This window comes from Cupriavidus sp. FW305-26 (assembly GCF_058787975.1).
Genome location: NZ_JBYTAH010000098.1, coordinates 1 through 21,962 on the forward strand (window position 1 = coordinate 1; position 21,962 = coordinate 21,962).

Sequence of the window (21,962 nt, forward strand, 5' to 3'; positions counted from 1 at the left end):
GTGCCGGGGCAGGTGCCGGGCCGGCGCTGGCATCTTCGGCCGGCATATTGGCGCAGCCTGCCAGCGCGATCGCACCGGCCACTGCGGCAGCCACCATGCGGAGCTGGCTGCCGAGCAGTTCGGAGATTCGTCGGATCACGGTGTGAGCGGTGTGTGCGTTCTTGGGTTTGCCCGCGGCGCCGTAGGGCCGGCAGGCAAGATGGGTTCGCAAAGGAATGCCATGATAGAGGAAACCTATCTGACAAAGTTCCTAAATCTTGTTACCCATTCTTCTAACGCATGATGTCGTGCAACAAGTGACTTGTGCTCTAGCAGGAATCCCCTGTTTCGCACAACTGCGGTGAACCCGCAGCTTGTGCGGGGCTGCGTGGCGCAGCCCCGGCCCGGGTCAGGCCACGCGCGACGGCATCGAGCGCGTAAAGCGCAGCAGTTCGTCGAGCAGCAGGTTCAGGTCATGGCGCAGCCTGGCAAAGCCCGCGGTATGCGTCAGGCCCACCTCGTCCATGTAGAGCTTGCGGTTGACCTCCAGCTGCAGGCTGTGGCAGCCGGCCTGGGGCTGGCCCACCACGCGCACGATCTCCACGCCCTTGTACGGGTGGTTGCGCCAGACGTCGTAGCCCATTTCCTTGAGCACGCCCTCGACCCGGTCGGTGAAGCGCTTGTCGCAGGTGGTGCCGTCGCGGTCGCCCACCACGAAATCCGGATGCTCCAGCCCCGGGAACTCGGTGGCGAATGGCGCGGCGTGGCTCGGCATCGAATGGCAGTTGATATGCCAGGCGCTGCCGTGGCTGGCGACGGCGCGGTCGGCCAGCTTCTGCAGCTGCGCGTAATAGGGCAGGTAGCAGCGGTTGATGCGCGCCTGCACTTCTTCCACGCTCAGCTTGCGGTCGTAGATGGCCTCGCCGGTGTCCAGCACGCGCCAGACCAGGCCCTTGCCCAGCCGGGTCTTGGCGGTCTCCTGCCTGGTGCCGGGCCAGGGTGCGTCGAGCAGGGCTTCGTCGATTTCTTCCAGCGCGCGGTTGGCGTCCAGGTAGCTGCGCGGGAAGCCCGCGCACAGCAGCGCGATGCCGCGCGCCGGGGCGCCGGCGTAGAGCTCGTCGACAAAGGTGTCTTCGGCCTGGCGCAGCAGCGGCAGCGGCAGCGCGGGGTCGGGGCGGAAGTCCGTCGGGTAGGTCGTCGCGCTGTGCGGCGAGTCCAGGAACAGCGCCGCGGGCTCGCCCTCGGGCTGGTACAGGTAGAACGGACTGTCCGCGGTGGTTCGGTCGGTGTCGGTCATGGTGTTGCCGTAAAGTCAGTCGAGCGAGATCCTGGCGGCGGCGGCCACGCGCTTGTTCTTGGCCACTTCGCTCTTGATCTGGGCGGCAAAGTGCGCCGGCGTATCGCCTACCGGGGTCGCGCCCAGCTTCTCGAGCTTGGCCTTCACTTCCGGCAGTGCCAGCACCTTGACCGCGGCGGTGTGGAGCCTGGTCTGGATATCCGCCGGCAGGTTGGCCGGCGCGATCAGGCCAAACCAGGCGGCGTCGTTGACTTCGCCCAGGCCCAGCTCGGCGAAGGTCGGCACGTTGGGCAGCGCGGCCACGCGCTTGGGCGCTGCCACGGCGAGCGCACGCAGCTTGCCGCCTTCAATGAACGGCAGCGACGACGGCAGGTTGTCGAACAGCACCTGCACCTGGCCGGCCAGCGCGTCGTTCAGCGCCGGGCCCACGCCCTTGTAGGGCACGTGCAGCAGTTCGGTCTTGCTGCTCATCTTGAACAGTTCCCCCATCATGTGCGAGACGCTGCCGTTGCCCGCCGAGCCATAGGCCAGCTTGTTGGGCTGCGACTGCGCCAGCGCGATGAAGGACTTCATGTCGGTGGCCTTGACCGCCGGGTTGATGCTCATCACGTTGGGCACCGAGGCCAGGTTGGTGATGGTTGTGAAGTCCTTGGTTGCATCGTAGGACAGGCGCGGGTAGACCGCCGGATTGATGCCATGGGTCGAGGCCGTGGCAATGCCCAGCGTGTAGCCGTCCGGCGCCGCCTTGGACAGGAAAGCGGTGCCGATGCTGCCGCCGGCGCCGCCGCGGTTGTCCACCACCACGGCCTGGCCCAGTTGCTGGCCGAGCTTGTCGGCGACGATGCGCGCGACGATGTCCGTGGTGCCGCCGGCGGGGAAGGGCACCACCAGCGTGATCGGCTTGGTCGGATAGCCGGCCTGGGCCATGGCGCTGAAGGAGATGCCGGCAGCGGCGGCGGCCGAAGCGGCGGCCAGGAGGCGGAGAAGATGGCGACGTTGCATGGGGGGATCCAGGGCGAGGGGAGGAATAAAGTGGATTTCACGATTCTGCGCGCCCGGGCAAGCGCGCCGCAAACGAAATAAAATCCTTAGCTCATTCCATTTGGTCGTGAATTAGAGGTGATTTATGCGACGCTTATGTCCGTCGCTGACCGAGTTGCAGGCCTTTGAGGCCGCGGCACGCCATAACAGTTTTACCGTAGCCGCGCGTGAACTGCATGTCACGCAAGGCGCGGTCAGCAAGCAGGTGCGCAGCCTGGAGGCTTACCTGGGCGTGGAGCTGTTCCAGCGCGTGCGCCAGCGCCTGATGCTGACCACCGCGGGCGAGCGCTACCTGGAGCGCATCGGCCCCAGCCTGAACGAGCTGGAGGCCGCCACCGTCGAGCTGATGGCGCGGCAGGGGCGGGGCGGCGTGCTGCATATCGCCAGCATGCCGACGCTGGGCGCCAAGTGGCTGATCCCGCGCCTGCCGCAGTTTTTCGCGCGCCATCCGGAGGTGAAGCTCGAATTCGTGCCGCACGCGCAGGGCTACGATTTTTCCGAGCCGGACCTGGACGCCGCGATCCGCTTCGGCGACGGCGTCTGGCCCGGCAGCCTGGCCGACTACATGACCGGGCGCGAGGTGCTGCCGGTGTGCCGTCCGGGCCTGCTGGCGTCCGAGCCCGGCGGCGTTGCGCCCACGCCCGCTGCCTTGCTGCGCTATCCGCTGCTGCACCACACCACCGTGCCCGAAGCCTGGCCCGACTGGTTCGCCACGCTGGGGGTGCCAACCCGCGAGGCCTGGAGCGGCGCGCGCTTCGACCAGTTCTCGCTGCTCACGCAGGCCGCGCTTTCGGGTCTGGGCATCGCGCTGATCCCGCGCTGCCTGATCGAGGAAGAGCTGGCCACCGGGGCGCTGGTGGTGGCGCATCCGGCCCAGGTGCTGGCCAAGAAGGGCTATTACCTGTGCTATCCGGAGCAGAAGCAGCACCTGCCGGCGCTGCGCACGTTCCGCGCATGGGTGATGGAAGGGGCCGACCTGGCGCGGCCCACCTGACGTTCAGCCCACGTCCGATGTCAACCGGCGCAACTGCTCCAGCAGCTTCGCCGCCGGCGCCGGCAGGATGCCCTGGCGGCGCCGGTACACCGCCAGCCGGCGCGGCGCCTGGGCGCCTTCAATGGGCAGCGGCAGGATCATGCCGGCCTTTTGCTCGGCCTCGTACATCGGCGCAGCCATCCAGCTGAGGAAGCCCGCGCGTGCCACCAGCGCCTTGAGCGCAATGATCGAGCGGGTTTCGGCGACGATGTCCGGCGGCGGCAGCCCGGCGCGCGCAAACAGCCGCTGCAGTTCGTCGAAGGGCGCCGTGCCGCGCGGCGGCATGACCCAGCGGCAAGCGGCGGTATCCGCCAGCCGCAGCGCCGTCCTGCCCGTCAGCGGATGTCCGGCGGCGGCGACCACGAAGCTGCTGTCGCTCCAGCCAACATCCGCCACGGCGCAGATTTCCTCGTTCTCCGGCAGGGCGATGCCGATGGCCAGGTCGATCTCGCGGCGCAGCAGCGCATCGGCCAGGAAATCTCCCACCCCTTCGACAATGCGCACGCGCAGCCCAGGCCAGCGTGCCAGCACCGCCTCGATCGCCTCCGGCAGCACCACGCTGGCCACGCTGGCGACGGTGCCCACGCGGATGGTGCCGGCGGCCAGCCCGCGCAGCGCGCGCACGGCCTCGGTGGCGTGCTCGGCCTCGTGGCGCAAGAGGTTGGCGTGCGGCAGCAGGGCCTCGCCGTAGGCCGTCAGCACCATGCCGGTGGCATAGCGTTCGAACAGTGGCGCGTCCAGCTGGGCTTCCAGCCGCTGGATGGTGCGGCTCAGTGCCGGCTGGGTGAGGTTCAGCTGTGCGGCGGCGCGGCCCAGGCTGCCGTGTTCGCACACCGCAAGGAAGGCAAGGAGCTGGCGCAGATCGAGGGTCATGCCGAATCGTAATGACTTTGCCCCAAAACGGCAATTTCTGGGCAAGGCCTGATTGTCCATACTGGTCCGCAAGCTTTGTCACTGATTCCGCACTGGAGCCTCCACGACCATGGCCATTTCCGCCACGCCTGCCGCCGCCACTCCCACGACCGTGCGCACCGCTGTGCTGGACCTGCTGCGCGCGTTCGGCATGACCACCATCTTCGGCAATCCCGGCTCGACCGAGCTGCCGCTGTTCCTCGATTTTCCCGACGACTTCCGCTACATCCTCGGCCTGCAGGAGTCCGTGGTGGTGGGCATGGCCGATGGCTATGCCCAGGCCACCCGCAATGCGGCCTTCGTCAACCTGCACTCGGCGGCCGGTGTCGGCCATGCCATGGGCAGCATCTTCACCGCCCACAAGAACCGCACCCCGATGGTGATCACTGCCGGGCAGCAGGCGCGCTCGATCCTGCCGTTCGAACCCTTCCTGTTCTCGGCCCAGGCCACCGAGCTGCCCAAGCCCTACGTGAAGTGGAGTTGCGAGCCGGCGCGGGCCGAAGATGTGCCGCTGGCGATTGCGCGCGGCTACTACATCGCCATGCAGCCGCCGCGCGGGCCGGTGCTGATCTCGATTCCGGCCGATGACTGGGCCCGGCCGTGCGAGCCGGTGCTGCCGCGCACGGTCAGCACTGAAAGCCGCGTGCAGCCGGCACTGCTGGCGCAGATCGGCGACGCTCTCGATGCCAGCCGCCGGCCGGCGTTCGTGGTGGGCGCAGCCGTGGACCGCGATGGCGCCTGGGACGATGTGGTGCGGCTGGCGGAACGGCACCAGGCGGCGGTGTGGGTGGCGCCGATGTCGGGGCGCTGCGGCTTTCCGGAAGACCATCCGCTGTTTGCCGGCTTCCTGCCGGCGATGCGCGAGAAGATCGTCGGGCTGCTCACGGGCCACGACCTTGTGTTCGCGCTGGGGGCGGCAGCCTTCACCTATCACGTCGAGGGGGGTGGCCCCCATGCGCCGCCCGGGGCGCAGGTGGTGCAGCTGATCGACGATCCGAATATCGCCGCATGGGCGCCGGTGGGCACTGCCGCAGTCGGCAGCATCCGTCAGGGCGTGGCCGACCTGCTGGCGCGCCCGGCGCCGCCGCGGCGCGAAGCCCCGCGCCCGCGCGTGCCGGCACCGCGCGCCGAGCCCGGCATGCCGATGAGCGTCGCCTATGTCCTGCAGACGCTGGCGGAGCTGCGCGACCCTGATTCCATCGTGGTCGAGGAAGCGCCCAGCGCGCGCCCGGTGATGCATCGCCACCTGCCCATCCTGCGCAGCGAGACCTTCTATACGATGTGCAGCGGCGGGCTTGGCTACGGCCTGCCCGCGGCAGTGGGCGTCGCGCTGGGCAAGCCGGGGCGCAAGGTGATCGGCCTGGTCGGCGACGGCTCCAGCATGTATTCGATCCAGGCGCTGTGGAGCGCCGCGCAACTGGGCCTGCCGATCACGTTCATTGTGCTCAACAACCGGCGCTACGCCGCCCTGCAGGAGTTTGCGCCGACCTTCGGCTTTGGCAGCGAAGATCCGCTGGTCGGCACGGCCTTGCCCGATCTGGATTTCGTGTCGATTGCGCTCGGGCATGGTTGCGAGGCGGCGCGAGTGGCTCATCCTGCCGCATTGCGCGAAGCGCTGGCGACAGCCCTGCGGATGCGTGTGCCGACCGTGGTGGAGATCGAGGTGGCCTGAGCCGCGGCGCCAGACGACAGACGACAGACGAAGTACCCCTTCCAGGAGACTCCAGGATGCAAAGCATCACCATGCTGATCAACGGCGAGCGCACGCAGGCCGCCAACGGTGCCACCTTCGAGCGCCGCAACCCGCTTGACCACAGCGTGGCCACGCGGGCGCCGGCAGCCACCGCCGCCGATGCGCTGGCCGCTGCCGACGCTGCCGCGCGCGCCTTCCCGGCCTGGCGCGACACCGGGCCGGGCGAACGGCGCGCCTTGCTCATGCGCGCGGCGCAGGCACTTGAAGGCAAGGCCGGGGCGCTCACCGCCGCGATGGCGGCAGAGACCGGTGCGTCGACGATGTGGGCCGGCTTCAATGTGCAACTTGCCGTCGGCATGCTGCAGGAGGCCGCTGCGCTGACCACGCAGATCAACGGCGAGGTGATTCCCTCCGACGTGCCGGGCAGCCTGGCCATGGCGGTGCGGCAGGGCGCGGGCGTGGTGCTGGGCATCGCGCCGTGGAACGCACCGGTGATCCTGGGCGTGCGCGCCGTGGCCACGGCGCTGGCGTGCGGCAATACGGTCATCCTGAAGGGTTCGGAGATCTGTCCGGCCACGCATGGCCTGATCGTCGATGCGCTGGCGGAGGCGGGCTTCCCGGCGGGAGTGGTCAACTTTGTCACCAACGCCCCGGCCGATGCCGCCGCCGTGGTCGAGACCATCATCGCCCACCCGGCAGTGCGCCGCATCAACTTCACCGGCTCCACGCGCGTGGGGCGGCTGATCGCGCAGGCCTGCGCGCGCCACCTGAAGCCCGCGGTGCTGGAACTGGGCGGCAAGGCGCCGCTGGTGGTGCTGGACGATGCCGACCTGGACGCCGCGGTGGACGGTGCCATCTTCGGCGCCTTCGCCAACTCGGGCCAGATCTGCATGTCCACCGAGCGCATCGTGGTGGATGCCAGCATCGCGGACGCCTTCGTGGCACGCTTTGCCGCGCGCGCCGGCGCCTTGCCGCTGGCGGATCCGCGCACCGGCCCGGCGGTGCTGGGCTCGGTGGTCGACATGAGCACCGTCGAGCGCTGCAACGCCATGATCGACGACGCGCTGGCCAAGGGCGCGCGGCTGGTCTGCGGCGGCAAGGCGGCCGACACGCTGATGCGGGCCACGGTGCTGGATTACGTGACGCCGGACATGGAGATCTATCGCGAGGAATCGTTCGGGCCGGTCAAGGCCGTGGTGCGCGTGGATGGCGTGGAAGCGGCCATTGCCTGCGCCAATGATTCGGCCTATGGGCTGTCGGCGGCCGTGTTCGGCGGCGATGTGGCGCGCGCGATGCGGGTCGCCGGCCGCATCGAATCGGGCATCTGCCACGTCAACGGCCCGACCGTGCACGACGAGGCGCAGATGCCGTTCGGCGGCGTGAAGGCGAGTGGTTACGGCCGCTTCGGCGGCAAGGCCGGGATCGATGCCTTCACCGAGCTGCGCTGGATCACGGTGCAGACCACGCCACGGCAATATCCGTTCTGAGTGGCGCCGCAGAGCGCTGCGGCAGGCTGCAGCAAAACCTAAGACAGGAGACAACCATCATGCGATTCCCCCACCGTATCGCGCGCGCCCTTTGCGCCGCACTGTGCGCGCCGGGCCTGCTGGCTGGCGTGAGCGCGCCGGCCGCCGCGCAGCCGTGGCCGGACAAGCCGATCCGGCTGGTCGTCAACTTCCCGGCCGGCGGGGCCGCGGATACGCTGGCGCGCGGCATCTCGCCCGGTCTGTCCGAGGCGCTGAAGCGTCCGGTGGTGATCGACAACCGCCCCGGCGCCAACGGCATCGTCGGCGGCGATGCCGTGGCCAAGGCGCCGGCCGATGGCTATACCTTCCTGCTGACCTCGGGCGGCGCGGTGGCGATCGATCCCTTCCTCTACAAGAAGATGCCGTACGATCCGATCAAGGATCTGACCCCGGTCGCGTCGGTGGCGCTGGTGCGGGTCTACCTGCTGGTGCATCCGTCGGTGCCGGCGAAGACGCTGGAAGCGTTCATCGCCTATGTGCGCGAGCATCCGGGCAGGCTTAGCTACGGCTCGGCCGGCAACGGCAGCACGCCGCATATCGCTGCCGAGATGTTCAAACGCGCCGGCAAGCTGGACGCCGTGCACGTGCCGTACAAGGGCGCGGCCCCGGCCCTGAGCGACCTGCTGGCGGGGCAGGTGCAGTTCATGTTCGATCCCGGCCCCGGCCTTCAGCACGTGGCCAGCGGCAAGCTCAGGCTGCTGGCGGTGGCCAGCGCCAAGCGCGCGGCGCAATACCCGGACGTGCCGACGCTGGCCGAGGCCGGCCTGCAGGACGTGGACGGCGACTCGACCTTCGGCGTCTATGCGCCCGCCGGCACGCCGCCGGCCATCGTCGAGCGCATGAACCGCGAGATCAACCGCACGCTCGCCGGCGCGCAGCTGCAGGAAAACGTCAACAAGCTGGGCGGCGCCGTGGCGCCGCTGAGCATCCAGGCGTTTGCCGAGCGGCAGAACGTGGATCGCGCGCGCTATGGCAGGTTCATCCGGCAGGCGGGCATCACCGTGGACTGACCCATGAAAGAAGGCGGCATGTCGATGCCGCCACTTACGCGCTTCAGCAGCCAGCGCTGCCTTACTTCGACAACACCTTCATCGCCTGTTCCAGCCCGGCCAGCGTCACCGGATACATCCGTCCCTTCATCAGCTGGTTGATGACCGTGATCGACTGCCGGTACTGCCACAGCCCTTCCGGCTCGGGGTTGAGCCAGACGAAGTGCGGGAACTGCTCGGTCATCCGGTTCAGCCAGACCGCGCCGGCTTCGGTGTTGTTGTACTCCACCGAGCCGCCCGGCTGCAGGATCTCGTACGGGCTCATGGTGGCGTCGCCGACGAAGATGATCTTGTAGTCGGGCGTGTACTTGTGCAGCAGGTCCCACGTGGCCAGCTTCTCGGCGTGGCGGCGGCGGTTGTTCTTCCACACGTAGTCGTACAGGCAATTGTGGAAGTAGTAGTACTCCAGGTGCTTGAACTCGGTCTTGGTGGCCGAGAACAGCTCTTCCACGCGCTTGATGTGGTCGTCCATCGAGCCGCCCACGTCCATCAGCATCAGCACCTTGACCTTGTTGTGGCGCTCGGGCCGCAGCTTGATGTCGAGCAGGCCGGCGTTGGCCGCGGTGGAGTGGATGGTGTCGTCCAGGTCCAGCTCGGTGTCGGCGCCTTCGCGCGCAAAGCGGCGCAGCCGGCGCAGCGCCACCTTGATATTGCGCGTGCCCAGTTCGACCTGGTCGTCATAGTCCTTGTAGGCGCGTGTCTCCCACACCTTGATCGCGGTGCGGTTGCCCTTGGACGGGCCGCCGATGCGGATGCCCTCGGGGTTGTAGCCGCCGTGGCCGAACGGCGAGGTGCCGCCGGTGCCGATCCACTTGTTGCCGCCCTCGTGCTTTTCCTTCTGCTCCTCGAGCAGCTGCTTGAGGCGCTCCATCAGCTTGTCGAGGCCGCCCATGGCCTCGATCTTGGCTTTTTCCTCGGGCGAGAGTTCGCGCTCCAGCGTCTTCTGCAGCCAGTCGAGCGGGATGTCGGACTTCCAGTCGACCAGGCTCTCGACGCCCTTGAAGTAGGCGGCGAAGGTCTGGTCGAACTTGTCGAAGTGCTTCTCGTCCTTGACCAGCGTCATGCGCGACAGGTAGTAGAACTCGTCGATGGACGGCGAGATGACCTGCGCCTTGAGCGCTTCCAGCATGGTCAGGTATTCCTTGACCGAGACCGGCAGCTTGGCGTGGCGCAGCGAGAAGAAGAAATCGATCAGCATGATGCCTCGCTATCAGTCGGCGGCCGCTTCAGCGCGGACGGTCGAGCTGGAATTGCAGGTGTTGACGCACTGCCGGCCATTCGCTGGCGATGATCGAGAACACCACGGTGTCGCGCAACGAGCCGTCCGGCATGCGCTGGTGGTTGCGCAGCACGCCGTCCTGCCTGGCGCCCAGGCGCGCGATGGCGGCGCGGCTCTGCTGGTTCATCCAGTGCGTGCGGAACTCCACGGCGATGCAGTCGAGATGGTCGAAGGCATGGCCCAGCAGCATCAGCTTGCATTCCGTGTTCAGCGGCGTGCGCTGGACGCGGCGCGCATACCAGGTGGAGCCGATCTCCACACGCCGGTTGGTCGCGTCGATATTCATGTAGGTGGTCATGCCCGCCAGCTCGCCGGCGGCATCGCGCACCGCGAACGGCAGCATCGAGCCCTGTTCCTGCAGCGCCAGGCGCCGCGCGATCTCGGCCTCCATGCGCTCGGGCGCGGGCACGCTGGTGTACCAGAGCTTCCACAGCTCGCCGTCGGCGCAGGCGTTGCGCAGGCCCTCGGCATGCTCGGCGCGCAGCGGCTCCAGCGTGACGTGCCGGCCCACCAGGGTGACGGGTTTGACGAACGCAGTCATGGCGGGCAATGCCTCAGCGGTTGGCGCGGTTCATGAACACCAGGCGCTCGAACAGGTGCACGTCCTGCTCGTTCTTCAGCAGCGCGCCATGCAGCGGCGGGATCGCGGCCTTCTTGTCCGGGCTCTTCAGCGCCTCGGGCGGGATGTCCTCGGCCATCAGCAGCTTGAGCCAGTCGATCAGTTCGGACGTGGACGGCTTCTTCTTCAGGCCCGGCAGGTTGCGCATCTCGTAGAACGATTCCAGCGCGGCCGCCACCAGCTCGCGCTTGATGCCGGGGTAGTGCACGTCGACGATCTGCTGCATGGTGTCGGCGTCGGGGAACTTGATGTAGTGGAAGAAGCAGCGGCGCAGGAAGGCGTCGGGCAGCTCCTTCTCGTTGTTCGAGGTGATGATCACCAGCGGGCGGTGCTTCGCCTTGACCAGTTCGCGCGTCTCGTAGACGTAGAACTCCATGCGGTCGAGTTCGCGCAGCAGGTCGTTGGGGAATTCAATGTCGGCCTTGTCGATCTCGTCGATCAGCAGCACGACCTGCTCGTCGGCTTCAAAGGCCTGCCACAGCACGCCCTTGACGATGTAGTTGCGGATGTCGTGGACGCGGTCGTCGCCCAGCTGCGAGTCGCGCAGGCGCGACACCGCGTCGTACTCGTACAGGCCCTGCTGCGCCTTGGTGGTCGACTTGATATGCCACTGCAGCAGCGGCATGCCCAGCGCGGCGGCGACTTCCTCGGCCAGCATGGTCTTGCCGGTGCCGGGCTCACCCTTGATCAGCAGCGGGCGCTGCAGCGTGCGCGCGGCATTGACGGCCAGCTTGAGGTCGTCGGTGGCGACATACTGGTCGGTGCCCTCGAAACGGGCCTGCTGGGCGATGGAGGCTTGGGCGGAAGCGTTGGCGATGTTTGACATGAGGCAACCTGAGGTGACGGCCTCGGATCGAGGGCCGGGTTGGCGTGCTTGGCGCGGTCTCTTCGCGCTGTCATGCGCGCTTTCATTATGGAAACGGGGTCCGGTGCAGGGCGCCCGCGCGCTGCTGGCGGCAGCATTCGCGAACGGTCGTGCAGATTCCCGGGATCAGCCAGTATAAAAGACCTTTGCGGTTCGTGTTGGGGCGCGCTGACAGGCCGCCGGCGGCCCGGGCCGGTTGCTGGACTGGCAGGTGCCGGCTGCGGTACAATGCGGCGGTTTGACGCGCCCCCACGTCCAGTTCTCCCAGCATCCGGCAGTCCGCGTTCAGAAGTCCCAGCGGCCCTTCCGGGTCGCGGCGATTGCGAGAGGTGGTTCCAGAATGGTGTTCCACATCCCGGCAACAGACCGGATGCGACATGTCTGGCGGGTTGCACCTCGGCAATCCCTCCGGCTGCCCTGGTTTTCCCCGCAGCAGCATTCTGAAACCGTCTCCGCCCGGCAGGGCAGGTCACACGGTTTAACTTCCAATCCGCAAAGACAATGAAAAAGCTCCTCACGATGGTGGTGCTGGGCGCGGCTGCAACGGCTGCGCAGGCACAGGAAGTCAAGGGCAATGGAGACGCTGCCAAGGACAAGGTTGCAATGTGCATCGGCTGCCACGGCATTCCGGGCTACCGTGCGTCATTCCCCGAAATCTATGAAGTGCCGCTGCTGGGCGGCCAGAGCGCCAAGTACATCGAGAACGCGCTCAAGGCCTACCAGAAGGGCGAGCGCAAGCACCCGACCATGCGCGGCATCGCCGCGACGCTGACCGAGCAGGACATCGCCAACGTGGCGGCCTACTACTCGCAGCAGAAGGCCGGCACGCAGAACAATTCCCTCAAGTAAGAGACCCCTCATGAATACGCTCAAGACGCTTTCGTTCGCGCTCGGCGCACTCGTGCTGGGTGCTGCCGCGATGCCGGCCTCGGCCGCCGACCTTGCCGCCGGCAAGGCGCTGGTGGAAAAGGGTGCCTGCGTGGCCTGCCACGGCGCGGGCATGAACGCCCCGATCTCGCCGGACTACCCCAAGCTGGCGGGCCAGCACGCCGACTACCTGTACCACGCGCTGGCGTCGTACCAGGTGTCGGGCAACCCGCTGGTGGGCCGCTCCAATGCCATCATGGCGGGCCAGGTCAACGCCAATCCGGCCGTGACCGACAAGGACGGCAAGCCGCGCCCGTTCACCCGCAAGGAGCTGAAGGACATGGCCGCCTACATCGAGTCGCTGCCTGGCGACCTGGTGCTGAAGAAGTAAGAACGCGCGGCCGCCGCCGCGCCAATGCAAAAAAGCCGCTTCCCTGGAAGCGGCTTTTTTGTTGTGTGCGCGAGCGCGGGGCCCTGGCCCCGCGGCGCTATCAGTTGCCGCTGCCCGACACCAGCCGGCGCTGGCGCACCGATTCGGCCAGTCCCTCGAGCACCTTGACCGAGTCGTCCCAGCCGATGCAGGCATCGGTCACGGACTGGCCGTAGGTCAGCTGCTCGACCGGCTGGCCCTGAACGTGGTCCTGGCGGCCCGCCACCAGGTGCGATTCCACCATCACGCCGATGATGCGCTGGTCGCCGCCGGCGATCTGGCGGCCGATCTCCTCGCACACCGGGATCTGATTCTCATGCTTCTTGCTGCTGTTGGCGTGCGAGGCATCGATCATCAGGCGCGAGGCCAGGCCGGCCTTGGCGATGGCGTCGCACGCTTCCTGCACGCTGGCGGCGTCGTAGTTGGGCGCCTTGCCGCCGCGCAGGATCACATGGCAGTCTTCGTTGCCCGAGGTCGACACGATCGCCGAGTGGCCGCCCTTGGTCACCGACAGGAAATGGTGCGGCTGCGACGCGGCCTTGATCGCATCGACCGCGATCTTGACGTTGCCGTCGGTGCCGTTCTTGAAGCCCACCGGGCACGACAGCCCCGAGGCGAGCTCGCGGTGCACCTGCGACTCGGTGGTGCGGGCGCCGATCGCGCCCCAGCTGACCAGGTCGGCGATGTACTGCGGGCTGATCATGTCGAGGTACTCGGTGCCGGTGGGCACGCCCATCTCGCTGATGTTCAGCAGCAGTTCGCGCGCGGTGCGCAGGCCATCGTTGATCTTGAAGCTGCCATCCATGTGCGGATCGTTGATCAGCCCCTTCCAGCCCACCGTGGTGCGCGGCTTCTCGAAGTACACGCGCATCACCACTTCCAGCTCGCCGGCGAAGCGGTCGCGCTGGACCTTGAGCAGCTTGGCGTAGTCCAGCGCGGCGCGGGTATCGTGGATCGAGCACGGGCCGATGATGACGATCAGGCGGTCATCCATGCCGTGCAGGATGCGGTGCATGGCCTGGCGCGCGCCGTAGATCACGTCCGAAGCCTGTTCGGAGCAGCCGAACTCGCGGATCAGGTGCGCGGGCGGCAGCAGTTCCTTGAGTTCGCGAATGCGCAGGTCGTCGGTGTTCTTCAGCATGATGGCTCCGGGATTCTTGTGAGGTCGTGAGTGGGTGGGGAAACAAACAGGTATAAAAAAAACCGCCAGGGTCGCTGGCGGTCTTTTTTGTATTCGGGGCGCTGCCTACAGCCGTCCCTCCCTATCCGCCAGCGGTGTGAGATCGCTAAAAAAGTAAAAGTAAAACTTAGCGGACATGGCGGAAAAAGGCTTTGGCTTGGGTCAGCTTGAATCGATTATCGTCGTGAGCGCCGAATTTATGCTGCACTGCGTAGCAGAAAGGCAGGAAATTGCGCGCCGGCCGGTCAATTTTCGGCGTGCGTCAGTTGCCTGTCGCGCCGCGAAGCATCTTTATAGCGCCTTTTGCCAGAATTGGCAAGTGTCGACGAGGCCACGCGGTGCGCTGGCGTACGCATCTCCCGGCGCCTTGCCAAGCCTTGTCCCGCCACTGCTTTTCGGCTTTCCCCGACATACCCGGGGGCTATATTGGAACCGGGGAGCAGTGAGCACGGGGAGGTGCATCATGAGCGTCGATGAAGCGAGGCTGAATGCCTTCATGGAAAAATTCGTCAACGATATCGGCGCGGTGATGCATGCCGCGACCGTGGTGGTGGGCGATGAACTCGGCCTGTACAAGGCCATGGCGGAAAAAGCAATGACCGCCGAAGTGCTGGCGGCAAAGACCCATACCGACGTGCGCTACCTGCGCGAATGGCTGTCGGCACAGGCGGCCAGCGGCTACGTCGACTATGACCCGGCCACCGGGCAGTTCAACCTGAACGAAGAGCAGGCCTATGCGCTGGCGCAGGAGGGCAGCCTCGCATTCATCCCGGGCGCGTTCCAGATCGCGGTGGCGCAGTTCCGCGCCATCCCGAAGGTGATCGATATTTTCCGCAACGGCCGCGGGCTGGGCTGGCACGAGCACGATCCCGCGCTGTTCCACGGCACCGAGCGCTTCTTCCGGCCGGGCTACGCGGCGCACCTGGTTTCGGAATGGATTCCCGCGCTGGACGGCATGGAGGCGCGGCTCAAGGCGGGCGCATCGGTGGCGGACGTGGGCTGCGGCCACGGCGCGTCGACCATCATCATGGCGCAGGCGTATCCGGCCTCGCGCTTTGTCGGTTTCGACTACCACGAGCCTTCGGTGCGCCATGCGGCCGAAGCCGCGCGCCGCGCCGGCATGACCGAGCGCGTGCGCTTCGAAGTGGCCACCGCCAAGGACTACGGCGGCAAGGACTATGACCTGGTGACGGTATTCGACTGCCTGCACGACATGGGCGATCCGGTCGGCGCGGCACGCCACGTGCGCGAGACCCTGCGTGCCGATGGCGTCTGGATGATCGTGGAACCGTTTGCCAACGACACGCTGGAGCAGAACCTGAACCCGCTGGGCCGGGTGTTCTATTCCGCGTCCACCTTCATCTGCACGCCAGCGTCGCGCGCGCAGGAAGTCGGCCTGTGCCTGGGCGCGCAGGCGGGCGAGGCGCGCATGCGCGCAGTGGTTGAGCAGGCCGGCTTCAGCAGTTTCCGCCGCGCGGCGCAGACGCCGTTCAACCTGGTGTATGAAGTGCGGCCGTAAGGCCGGGGCGATCCCGTGAAAAACGGGACCCCGCAGGGTCCCGTCTTCGTCATCGCCGGACTGGTCAGGCGGTGCCGCCCACCGTCATGTTCTCGATGCGCAGCGTCGGCTGGCCCACGCCCACCGGCACGCTCTGGCCTTCCTTGCCGCACACGCCGACGCCCGAGTCCAGGCGCATGTCGTTGCCGATCATGGTGACATCCTTCAGCGATTCCGGGCCGTTGCCGACCAGCGTCGCGCCCTTGACCGGGTAGGTGATCTTGCCGTCCTCGATCATGTAGGCCTCGCTCGCCGAGAACACGAACTTGCCGTTGGTGATGTCCACCTGGCCGCCGCCGAAGTTGACCGCATACAGGCCGCGCTTGACGCTGGCGATGATCTCCTGCGGATCCCTGTCGCCGTTGAGCATGTAGGTGTTGGTCATGCGCGGCATCGGCAGCGCGGCATAGCTTTCGCGGCGCGCGTTGCCGGTGACCGGCATCTTCATCAGGCGCGCGTTGAGCGTGTCCTGGATATAGCCGCGCAGGATGCCGTCCTCGATCAGCGTGGTGCACTGGGTCGGGTTGCCTTCGTCGTCCAGGTTGAGCGAGCCGCGGCGGTTGGCCAGCGTGCCGTCGTCGACCACGGTCACGCCCTTGGCCGCGACGCGTTCGCCCATGCGGCCGGCAAAGGCCGACGAGCCCTTGCGGTTGAAGTCGCCCTCCAGGCCGTGGCCGACGGCTTCATGCAGCAGCACGCCGGGCCAGCCCGGGCCCAGCACCACGGTCATCGAGCCGGCCGGGGCCGGGCGCGCGTCCAGGTTGACCAGGGCCGAAGAGACGGCCTCGTCAACATATTTCTGCAGCAGCTCGTCGGTGAAGTAGCCATAGGCATAGCGGCCGCCACCGCCGGAAGAGCCGACCTCGCGGCGCCCGCCGTGTTCGGCGATCACCGTGACCGAGACCCGCACCAGCGGACGCACGTCGGCGGCGATCACGCCGTCGCTGCGCGCCACCAGCACCACGTCGTATTCGCCGGCCAGGCCTGCCATCACCTGCACCACGCGCGGATCCTTGGCGCGCGCCATGCGCTCGACGCGCTCAAGCAGCGCCACCTTCTCGGCCGCGCTCATGGAGTCGAGCGGGTCGTTGGGCGCGTACAGGTTGCGCCCGGCGTGCGTGGCCAGCTCGCCGGCCACCTTGACGCGGCCGTTGCCGGCACGGCCGATGGTGCGCGTGGCCGCCGCGGCCTGCGACAGCGCCGCCAGGCTGATGTCGTCCGAATAGGCGAAGGCGGTGCGGTCGCCCGAGACCGCGCGCACGCCCACGCCCTGGTCGATGCTGAAGCTGCCCGACTTGACGATGCCTTCTTCCAGGCTCCAGGCCTCGTTGCGGGTGTACTGGAAGTACAGGTCGGCATAGTCGACCTTGTGCGTGAAGATATCGGCCAGCACGCGCTGGAGCTTGGCCTCGTCCAGGCCGTACGGTGCCAGCAGCAGTTGCTGCGCGGTGGCCAGGTTGCGGATTCCGAGATCGCCGGCGTTCATGAGATGTCCTTTCTTCCTGGGGACGCGCCGGCTTGCGGCCGGCGCGGCAAAAAATTCTCCGGGCGGGAGCCGGTGAAGGCTGCCGCGATTGCGTACATGCTACAGCACCCGGTGTCGCAGTGCCGGCAGGTTCTGCCGGACCTCGGCCAGGCGCGCGGGATCGATCACGCCGCCGACCACGCCTTCGCCCTCAGGCAGCGTTGCCAGCACCTCGCCCCACGGATCGACCAGCATCGAATGGCCCCACGTGCGCCGGCCATTCTCATGCTTGCCGCCCTGTGCCGCGGCCAGCACATAGCATTGGTTTTCAATGGCGCGGGCGCGCAGCAGGATCTCCCAGTGCGCCTGCCCTGTGGTGTAGGTGAAGGCGGCCGGCATCAGAATCAAGCTGGTGCCGTCGCCGGCGGCCAGTCCGCGGTAAAGCTCGGGGAAGCGCAGGTCGTAGCACACCGACATCGCCACCCGGCCGCAGGGCGCGTCGAAGCTGACCGGCGTGCGCCCGGCCAGGATGGTGCGCGACTCGTCGTAGCTTTCAGTGCCGCGGGTGAAGCCGAACAGGTGGATCTTGTCATAGCGCGCCACGCGCTCGCCGCGCGGGTTGAAGGCGAGCGAGGTGTTGTACACGCGCGCCGGGTCGTCGCACCACATCGGCAGCGTGCCGCCGACCAGCCAGATGCCGTGGCGGCGTGCCGCATCGGCCAGGAACTGCTGCACCGGGCCGTCGCCGTCATGCTCGCGCACGGCCACCTTGTCGGATTCGGAGCGGCCCATCATGCAGAAGTATTCGGGCAGCAGCACCAGTGCCGCGCCGCCGGCTGCGGCCTCGGCGATCAGCGCGTCGGCGCGCGCCAGGTTGGCATCGAGCGAGGTGCCGGTCACGGTCTGGACGGCGGCAACGCGGAACGGGGCGGAGGCGGCGGTTGCAGTCATAGGCGGCGTTGTTTTCCTCAGCGCGGGAGGGCGGGGTCCGCGCGGTTCTGGAAGGTCGGGGCTTGCGCCTTATTGTCCTCCAGTTTGCCGATCTGCGGGTTGGCCCAGCTGCCGGTGATGCGGTAGTGCTGGGTGAACACCTTGGAGAACTCGTCGGCAAACAGCAGTTGCGCGGCCAGCGTGCCGATTCCCAGCACCGGGTTGATAAAGGCGGCCGCGATCGAGGTGGAGGTGGCGTTGATGCGTGGCACCACATCCACGCGCAGGTCCTGGGTCTCGCGCAGCAGGTTGGCGGTGCCGCTCATGCTGGCGATGATCTGCGGGCTCCTGAGCTCGAAGTCCTGGATCGTGCCGACGCCGTTCTCGATCGTGCCAGTGCCGGCAATGCGGTCGAACACCAGCCCGCGGCCCGACAGGGTGCGGAAGTCCAGCATGGCAAAGCGCAGCAGGCCTTGCAGGCTGAGCACGCCCAGCAGCCGCGCCGCGCCGGGCTCCACGCTCAGGATCTGGCCATTCTCCAGGTCCAGCGACAGCTTGCCCGACAGCGTCGGGTAGTCGATCGACAGCGGCGAGCCGCGCCAGGCCACGCGGCCTTCGAGCTTGCCCTTGCCGTCGCTCAGCGTGTGCGCCAGCCCCAACCGTTCCAGCGTGGCGCCGGCATCGCGCACGTCGATGCTGAAGGACAACAGGGTGCGGCGCTCGGCATTGGCGTCGGCGCGCAGCTGGCGCGGCACGCGCCAGCTGCCGCTGCCGGTCAGGGTGGCGCCGGGTTGCTCGATCTGCAGTTTTTCCAGGGTCCAGACCGGATCGGCGGAGCTGGTGCCGGTATGGGCCTTGACTTCAAGCTTGCCGAAGTCGTGCCCGCGCAGCATGAACTGGTCGACCACCAGGTCGATCGCGGGCAGCTCGTCGATGCTGCTGGCGAGCGCGTCCACCACGTTGCGCTCGTCGCTGGCATCGGGCACGTTCAGGCGCGCCAGGCGCAGTTGCAGCGACCCGGTGGCCGAGGGCCCGGCCGGACGCCACTGCACCGCGCCGGCCACCTGGCGCGAGTCGATCCTGGCGTTCCAGCCGCCGGCTTCGCGGTTGGCGTCGAGCACCACCTCGTCGAGCGTGCGGCCCATGGCGTGCAGCGTGCGCGCGCGCAGCGCAATGCGGCCAGGCAGGAAGGGTGAGGGCGCCGCGGCGGGGCCCGCGCTGCCGGCACCGCCGCCGAAGGCCGCCCGCCATGCATCGATATCGAGCTGGTCGAAGGTGGCCGCGGCGCTGACGCCGGCCGCGGGCGGCGGCGGCGCCTGCTGCATGCCGATGGCGCCGGCGAGCACGTCGATGCCGCCGCCCTGGTCGCGGCGCAGCAGGTAGCGCGCGTTCAGCGCATGGCCCAGCTGCAGCACCAGCTCGCTGGTGCCGGCGCGGTCCGGGGCGCTGGCCGGGCGCAGGTCCGCGCGCAGCGCCAGGTCTTGCGCCGCGGCCTTGGCCAGCGGCGCGGGCAGGCCGATCGCCATGCCATTGAGTTCGGAGCTCAACTGCACCTGCAGCTGGCGCTCGCGCGTGGCGATCACGGCGCTGTAGCTGGTGCTGCCTTCGAGCCGCGCGGCCACCGGCGCCAGCGCCGAGCCCGCGGCGGCCTCGCGCAGCCCGGCGGCCGAGACGCTGCCGCTGGCGGTGACTTGCGTGGCGCCGTCCGGCTGGGTGCCGCCGCCGAGCCGGATCTCGCCACCGAGGAAGCGGGCCCGCATGTTCTCCAGCCCGAAACCGTGTTCATTGAATGTGATGGTGCCGTTGGCATGGCCCAGTTGCGGCAGCTGCGGGCTGAGCACGACATCGTTGCCGGGGAAGCGGAAGCGGCCGTCCACCTTGGCGGCATTGGCGTGTTCCAGCGGCATGTCGAGCTTGAGCCTGAGCTCGCCGTTGCCGTGGGCCTGCGCCGCATCGGCCACGTGCCCGGTCCATTCGCGCACCGGCGAAGCACTGATGTAGCGCAGGAAGCCCTGCACCGGTCCGCTGGCGCCGCCGTCGATCACCAGCTTGCCGTGCGGGCCAAGGTCATCGATGCGGCCCTTGACGTCCTGCAGCGTGACGCCGGGGATGTCGTGGACCGTGGCCCGGCTTGCCAGGAACGTCATGCCGCCGCGGTCGAACACGACCCGCCCGGAAATGTCGGTGAAGGTTGGCCACGCCTGCGCGCCGGTGGTGGTGCCGCTGGCGGTCTCGTGCGGGGCGATCTGGTAGCTGACGTGTTCGATCGGCACCTCGACATGGAACTCGCCGGCCTTCTCGTGCGGGGCATGGAACGGGAAATGCGCCAGGTCGCCGCGCAGCACGAAGCTCACGCCGGCAGCTTCGCCACCCGCCAGCGCACCGGCCAGGTAGTGCCGGGTGCCGGCCGGAATGCTCAGCGGCAGGTAGCGCGGCACGCGCGCCACCTGGGCGCGGGTCATTTCACCGCTCAGGTCGGCGATGCCGGATACACCGTCGCCGCCTGCGCGCCAGGTGCCGCGCACCGAGCCGGCCGCATCGGCATTGGCAAAGCGCACGCCGTCCAGCGTAACCGCGAGCTTGCCTCCGGCATGGGTCCAGCGCACTTCGCCGCCGATCTGGTCGAACGGCAGCCGCGGCTCCTCGAACAGGCCAGGCAGCACCAGTGCCGCGCCGTTGCCTTCGAAGCGGGCATTGCCCTGCTGGTCATCGAAGGAGAAGGTGCCGGACAGGTGCGAAAAGCCAGGCGTGCCCAGCCGGGGGTGGCCGCTGGCGTCCACCGCGGGCACGGCCGGCTGGCCGTTGACCGAGACGTCGCGCAGCGTGCCCTGCACGCTGTAGCGCAGCTTGCCGTCGCCGCGCTCGAGCATGCCGGCGCGCTCGCGGCTCCAGCTCACGTTGAGGTTGTCGATGTGGCCAGCTGGCTGCAGCGCGCGCAGCCGGCGCAGCACCGCGGTGTCCAGCGGCATCGAGCTGGACACCGCGCGCAGCGTGTTCAGGTCCAGCGTGGGCGCCTTGAGCGAGAACTTGCGCAGGGTGCCGTCCTTGCCGGAGGCCCAGCCGAGGGTGACCTTGCGCATGCCTTCGCGCCAGGTGCTGTCGGCGGGGGTGCCCTCGTCGTCGCTGGCGGGCTGGGGTTGCCAGAGCAGGGTGTCGACGGTCAGCAGGTTGCTGCCGTCGCGCTCGGTCCGGTGTAGCAGGAAGGCCTGCGCATTGGCCAGGCGCAGCGGGGCGGAGGCGCCGGCCAGCTGCAGGTCGACGCCGCTGGCGCGCAGCCGCGTCTGGCTGCGCACGATGCGGCCCTGGCGGAATTCAATGCTGCCGTCGGTGCTGAAGGTGCCGCTGGCGACGCGCTCGAACATCGCCAGGTAGCGCTGCAGCACCGGCAGCTGCAGCTGGCCAAGGTCCCAGCTGGCCTGCCCGGTCCAGTAGCGCCAGTTGCCGGCGCTGTGCAGGTAGTCGTTGCTGAAGGAGGACTGCACCACCAGCGGGCTCGGGCCCAGCGCCGGCGAGCGCGCTTCCAGCGTCACCGTGTGGCGCGCGCCGTCGCGGCGGGTGTCGAGGCGGATCTCGCCGATATCGAGCTGGGGCAGGCGTGCCTTCTCGTCCAGCCAGCGCAGCTTGCCGTCGGACAGCGCCACGCGCCCCTGCGACATCAGCCAGCCCAGGAAGCGATCGTCGTCCTGCTGGCCGCCGGTCGCGTCCACCAGCATGCCGCCGACCAGCAGCCGGCCCTCGGGCGTGCGCCGCACCAGGATGTCGGTGCCGGTCGCGCCCAGGCTGACGAACTGCAGGTTCATGCTGAACAGCGAGCGCCACGCCAGCTTGCCGTCGAGCGTGGCGGCCGCAAGCAGCACGCGCTGTCCGGAGTCCACGGCGCGCAGGCCGCGGGCGCGGAAGGCCGGGTGCCAGCCGTCCCAGTAGGTATCGAGCGCGCCGATGCTGACCTTGGCCGAGAGCGCCACCGAGCCGCGTTCTTCCAGCCACTGGCGCGCAGTGGACGCCTGTGGCCACAGCACGAAGCGGATCAGCAGGCCCGCCACCAGCGCCAGCGCGGCCAGCACCAGCGCCAGCCGCACCAGCGCGCGGCCCAGCCCGCGCCAGAACGGGTGGCGCACGGCTGCCGCCACGCCGCGCGTGCAGGCGCGCAGGAACGCGCCGGCGTGCGCGCGGGCGGAATCGTTGCGCCGGGCGCTGGTGGCATCGTTGGCCGGGGGATTCACGGGGTGTGGCGGGGCC

17 protein-coding genes and 1 pseudogene are annotated in these 21,962 nt (G+C 68.4%); 7 read left to right on the forward strand and 11 right to left on the reverse strand.

Features of this window, described 5'->3' with window-relative positions; translation table 11 throughout:
* From AC3WQZ_RS32585 to AC3WQZ_RS32595, 3 genes and pseudogenes are all read right to left on the reverse strand, one after another.
* Positions 1-139, reverse strand: a pseudogene (locus AC3WQZ_RS32585) (BspC domain-containing protein); the annotation flags it as partial.
* Positions 140-388: 249 nt separating this feature from the next.
* The gene (locus tag AC3WQZ_RS32590; RefSeq protein ID WP_058696936.1) at positions 389-1,276 is read right to left on the reverse strand and encodes an N-formylglutamate amidohydrolase; all 888 of its coding nucleotides are present in this window, start codon (positions 1,274-1,276) and stop codon (positions 389-391) included.
* Positions 1,277-1,291: 15 nt separating this feature from the next.
* Positions 1,292-2,278 carry a tripartite tricarboxylate transporter substrate binding protein BugE gene (locus AC3WQZ_RS32595; protein WP_058696935.1) on the reverse strand — a complete coding sequence of 329 codons (987 nt, stop codon included), beginning with the start codon at positions 2,276-2,278 and terminating at the stop codon, positions 1,292-1,294.
* Positions 2,279-2,402: 124 nt separating this feature from the next.
* Here AC3WQZ_RS32595 and AC3WQZ_RS32600 point away from each other — a divergent pair, with 124 nt between their 5' ends.
* Positions 2,403-3,311, forward strand: a complete 909-nt coding sequence (locus AC3WQZ_RS32600; RefSeq protein WP_010809072.1) for a LysR substrate-binding domain-containing protein — start codon at positions 2,403-2,405, stop codon at positions 3,309-3,311.
* Positions 3,312-3,314: 3 nt separating this feature from the next.
* Here AC3WQZ_RS32600 and AC3WQZ_RS32605 read toward each other — a convergent pair whose 3' ends face one another.
* Positions 3,315-4,223 carry a LysR family transcriptional regulator gene (locus AC3WQZ_RS32605; protein ID WP_010809071.1) on the reverse strand — a complete coding sequence of 303 codons (909 nt, stop codon included), beginning with the start codon at positions 4,221-4,223 and terminating at the stop codon, positions 3,315-3,317.
* Positions 4,224-4,332: 109 nt separating this feature from the next.
* Between AC3WQZ_RS32605 and mdlC the strand changes: the two genes are divergently transcribed.
* Genes mdlC through AC3WQZ_RS32620 form a run of 3 tightly spaced genes read left to right on the forward strand, consistent with a single transcriptional unit; the run spans position 4,333 to position 8,491 of the window.
* Entirely contained in the window at positions 4,333-5,934 is a 1,602-nt protein-coding gene (gene mdlC / locus AC3WQZ_RS32610; RefSeq protein WP_011614885.1) for a benzoylformate decarboxylase, read from the forward strand.
* A 56-nt stretch (positions 5,935-5,990) separates the two neighbouring features.
* Positions 5,991-7,442, forward strand: a complete 1,452-nt coding sequence (locus AC3WQZ_RS32615; protein WP_492301950.1) for an aldehyde dehydrogenase — start codon at positions 5,991-5,993, stop codon at positions 7,440-7,442.
* A 59-nt stretch (positions 7,443-7,501) separates the two neighbouring features.
* Entirely contained in the window at positions 7,502-8,491 is a 990-nt protein-coding gene (locus AC3WQZ_RS32620; protein ID WP_011614887.1) for a Bug family tripartite tricarboxylate transporter substrate binding protein, read from the forward strand.
* A gap of 61 nt (positions 8,492-8,552) precedes the next feature.
* Here the strand turns inward: AC3WQZ_RS32620 and AC3WQZ_RS32625 are convergent, their stop codons facing one another.
* From AC3WQZ_RS32625 to AC3WQZ_RS32635, 3 genes are read right to left on the reverse strand one after another with little or no spacing between them, the layout of a single operon-like run.
* On the reverse strand, positions 8,553-9,728 hold the full coding sequence (locus AC3WQZ_RS32625) for a vWA domain-containing protein (RefSeq protein WP_010809067.1): 1,176 nt from the start codon (positions 9,726-9,728) through the stop codon (positions 8,553-8,555).
* A gap of 28 nt (positions 9,729-9,756) precedes the next feature.
* Positions 9,757-10,350 carry a GNAT family N-acetyltransferase gene (locus AC3WQZ_RS32630; protein WP_011614889.1) on the reverse strand — a complete coding sequence of 198 codons (594 nt, stop codon included), beginning with the start codon at positions 10,348-10,350 and terminating at the stop codon, positions 9,757-9,759.
* Between the two features lie 13 nt (positions 10,351-10,363).
* On the reverse strand, positions 10,364-11,254 hold the full coding sequence (locus AC3WQZ_RS32635) for an AAA family ATPase (RefSeq protein ID WP_010809065.1): 891 nt from the start codon (positions 11,252-11,254) through the stop codon (positions 10,364-10,366).
* A gap of 540 nt (positions 11,255-11,794) precedes the next feature.
* On the opposite strand from AC3WQZ_RS32635, the gene AC3WQZ_RS32640 reads away from it, so the two are divergent.
* Together AC3WQZ_RS32640 and AC3WQZ_RS32645 are read left to right on the forward strand one after the other, a co-directional pair.
* A complete protein-coding gene (locus AC3WQZ_RS32640) occupies positions 11,795-12,142 on the forward strand; it encodes a c-type cytochrome (RefSeq protein WP_010809064.1) in 348 nt (115 codons plus the stop codon).
* Between the two features lie 10 nt (positions 12,143-12,152).
* Entirely contained in the window at positions 12,153-12,551 is a 399-nt protein-coding gene (locus AC3WQZ_RS32645) for a c-type cytochrome (protein ID WP_010809063.1), read from the forward strand.
* Positions 12,552-12,651: 100 nt separating this feature from the next.
* Here AC3WQZ_RS32645 and aroG read toward each other — a convergent pair whose 3' ends face one another.
* Positions 12,652-13,731, reverse strand: coding sequence for a 3-deoxy-7-phosphoheptulonate synthase AroG (gene aroG / locus AC3WQZ_RS32650; RefSeq protein ID WP_439668675.1), 1,080 nt, complete (start codon positions 13,729-13,731; stop codon positions 12,652-12,654).
* A gap of 502 nt (positions 13,732-14,233) precedes the next feature.
* Here aroG and AC3WQZ_RS32655 point away from each other — a divergent pair.
* Positions 14,234-15,289, forward strand: coding sequence for a class I SAM-dependent methyltransferase (locus AC3WQZ_RS32655; RefSeq protein ID WP_492301951.1), 1,056 nt, complete (start codon positions 14,234-14,236; stop codon positions 15,287-15,289).
* 64 nt (positions 15,290-15,353) lie between these two features.
* On the opposite strand, the gene tldD is transcribed toward AC3WQZ_RS32655, so the two are convergent.
* The 3 genes from tldD to AC3WQZ_RS32670 form a co-directional block, all read right to left on the reverse strand.
* On the reverse strand, positions 15,354-16,814 hold the full coding sequence (gene tldD / locus AC3WQZ_RS32660; protein ID WP_010809060.1) for a metalloprotease TldD: 1,461 nt from the start codon (positions 16,812-16,814) through the stop codon (positions 15,354-15,356).
* Positions 16,815-16,913: 99 nt separating this feature from the next.
* The gene (locus tag AC3WQZ_RS32665; protein ID WP_010809059.1) at positions 16,914-17,744 is read right to left on the reverse strand and encodes a carbon-nitrogen hydrolase family protein; all 831 of its coding nucleotides are present in this window, start codon (positions 17,742-17,744) and stop codon (positions 16,914-16,916) included.
* 17 nt (positions 17,745-17,761) lie between these two features.
* Entirely contained in the window at positions 17,762-21,946 is a 4,185-nt protein-coding gene (locus AC3WQZ_RS32670) for a YhdP family protein (protein WP_010809058.1), read from the reverse strand.
* Positions 21,947-21,962: the final 16 nt, after the last annotated feature.

Bases quoted from the DNA above. Each gene is read 5' to 3' on its own strand.
- mdlC (WP_011614885.1), top strand. From the start codon at position 4,333: ATGGCCATTTCCGCCACGCCTGCCGCCGCCACTCCCACGACCGTGCGC.
- AC3WQZ_RS32590 (WP_058696936.1), bottom strand. From the start codon at position 1,276: ATGACCGACACCGACCGAACCACCGCGGACAGTCCGTTCTACCTGTAC.
- AC3WQZ_RS32635 (WP_010809065.1), bottom strand. From the start codon at position 11,254: ATGTCAAACATCGCCAACGCTTCCGCCCAAGCCTCCATCGCCCAGCAG.
- tldD (WP_010809060.1), bottom strand. From the start codon at position 16,814: ATGAACGCCGGCGATCTCGGAATCCGCAACCTGGCCACCGCGCAGCAA.
- AC3WQZ_RS32600 (WP_010809072.1), top strand. From the start codon at position 2,403: ATGCGACGCTTATGTCCGTCGCTGACCGAGTTGCAGGCCTTTGAGGCC.
- AC3WQZ_RS32640 (WP_010809064.1), top strand. From the start codon at position 11,795: ATGAAAAAGCTCCTCACGATGGTGGTGCTGGGCGCGGCTGCAACGGCT.
- AC3WQZ_RS32605 (WP_010809071.1), bottom strand. From the start codon at position 4,223: ATGACCCTCGATCTGCGCCAGCTCCTTGCCTTCCTTGCGGTGTGCGAA.
- AC3WQZ_RS32665 (WP_010809059.1), bottom strand. From the start codon at position 17,744: ATGACTGCAACCGCCGCCTCCGCCCCGTTCCGCGTTGCCGCCGTCCAG.
- AC3WQZ_RS32595 (WP_058696935.1), bottom strand. From the start codon at position 2,278: ATGCAACGTCGCCATCTTCTCCGCCTCCTGGCCGCCGCTTCGGCCGCC.
- AC3WQZ_RS32615 (WP_492301950.1), top strand. From the start codon at position 5,991: ATGCAAAGCATCACCATGCTGATCAACGGCGAGCGCACGCAGGCCGCC.
- AC3WQZ_RS32620 (WP_011614887.1), top strand. From the start codon at position 7,502: ATGCGATTCCCCCACCGTATCGCGCGCGCCCTTTGCGCCGCACTGTGC.
- aroG (WP_439668675.1), bottom strand. From the start codon at position 13,731: ATGCTGAAGAACACCGACGACCTGCGCATTCGCGAACTCAAGGAACTG.
- AC3WQZ_RS32645 (WP_010809063.1), top strand. From the start codon at position 12,153: ATGAATACGCTCAAGACGCTTTCGTTCGCGCTCGGCGCACTCGTGCTG.
- AC3WQZ_RS32655 (WP_492301951.1), top strand. From the start codon at position 14,234: ATGAGCGTCGATGAAGCGAGGCTGAATGCCTTCATGGAAAAATTCGTC.
- AC3WQZ_RS32630 (WP_011614889.1), bottom strand. From the start codon at position 10,350: ATGACTGCGTTCGTCAAACCCGTCACCCTGGTGGGCCGGCACGTCACG.
- AC3WQZ_RS32625 (WP_010809067.1), bottom strand. From the start codon at position 9,728: ATGCTGATCGATTTCTTCTTCTCGCTGCGCCACGCCAAGCTGCCGGTC.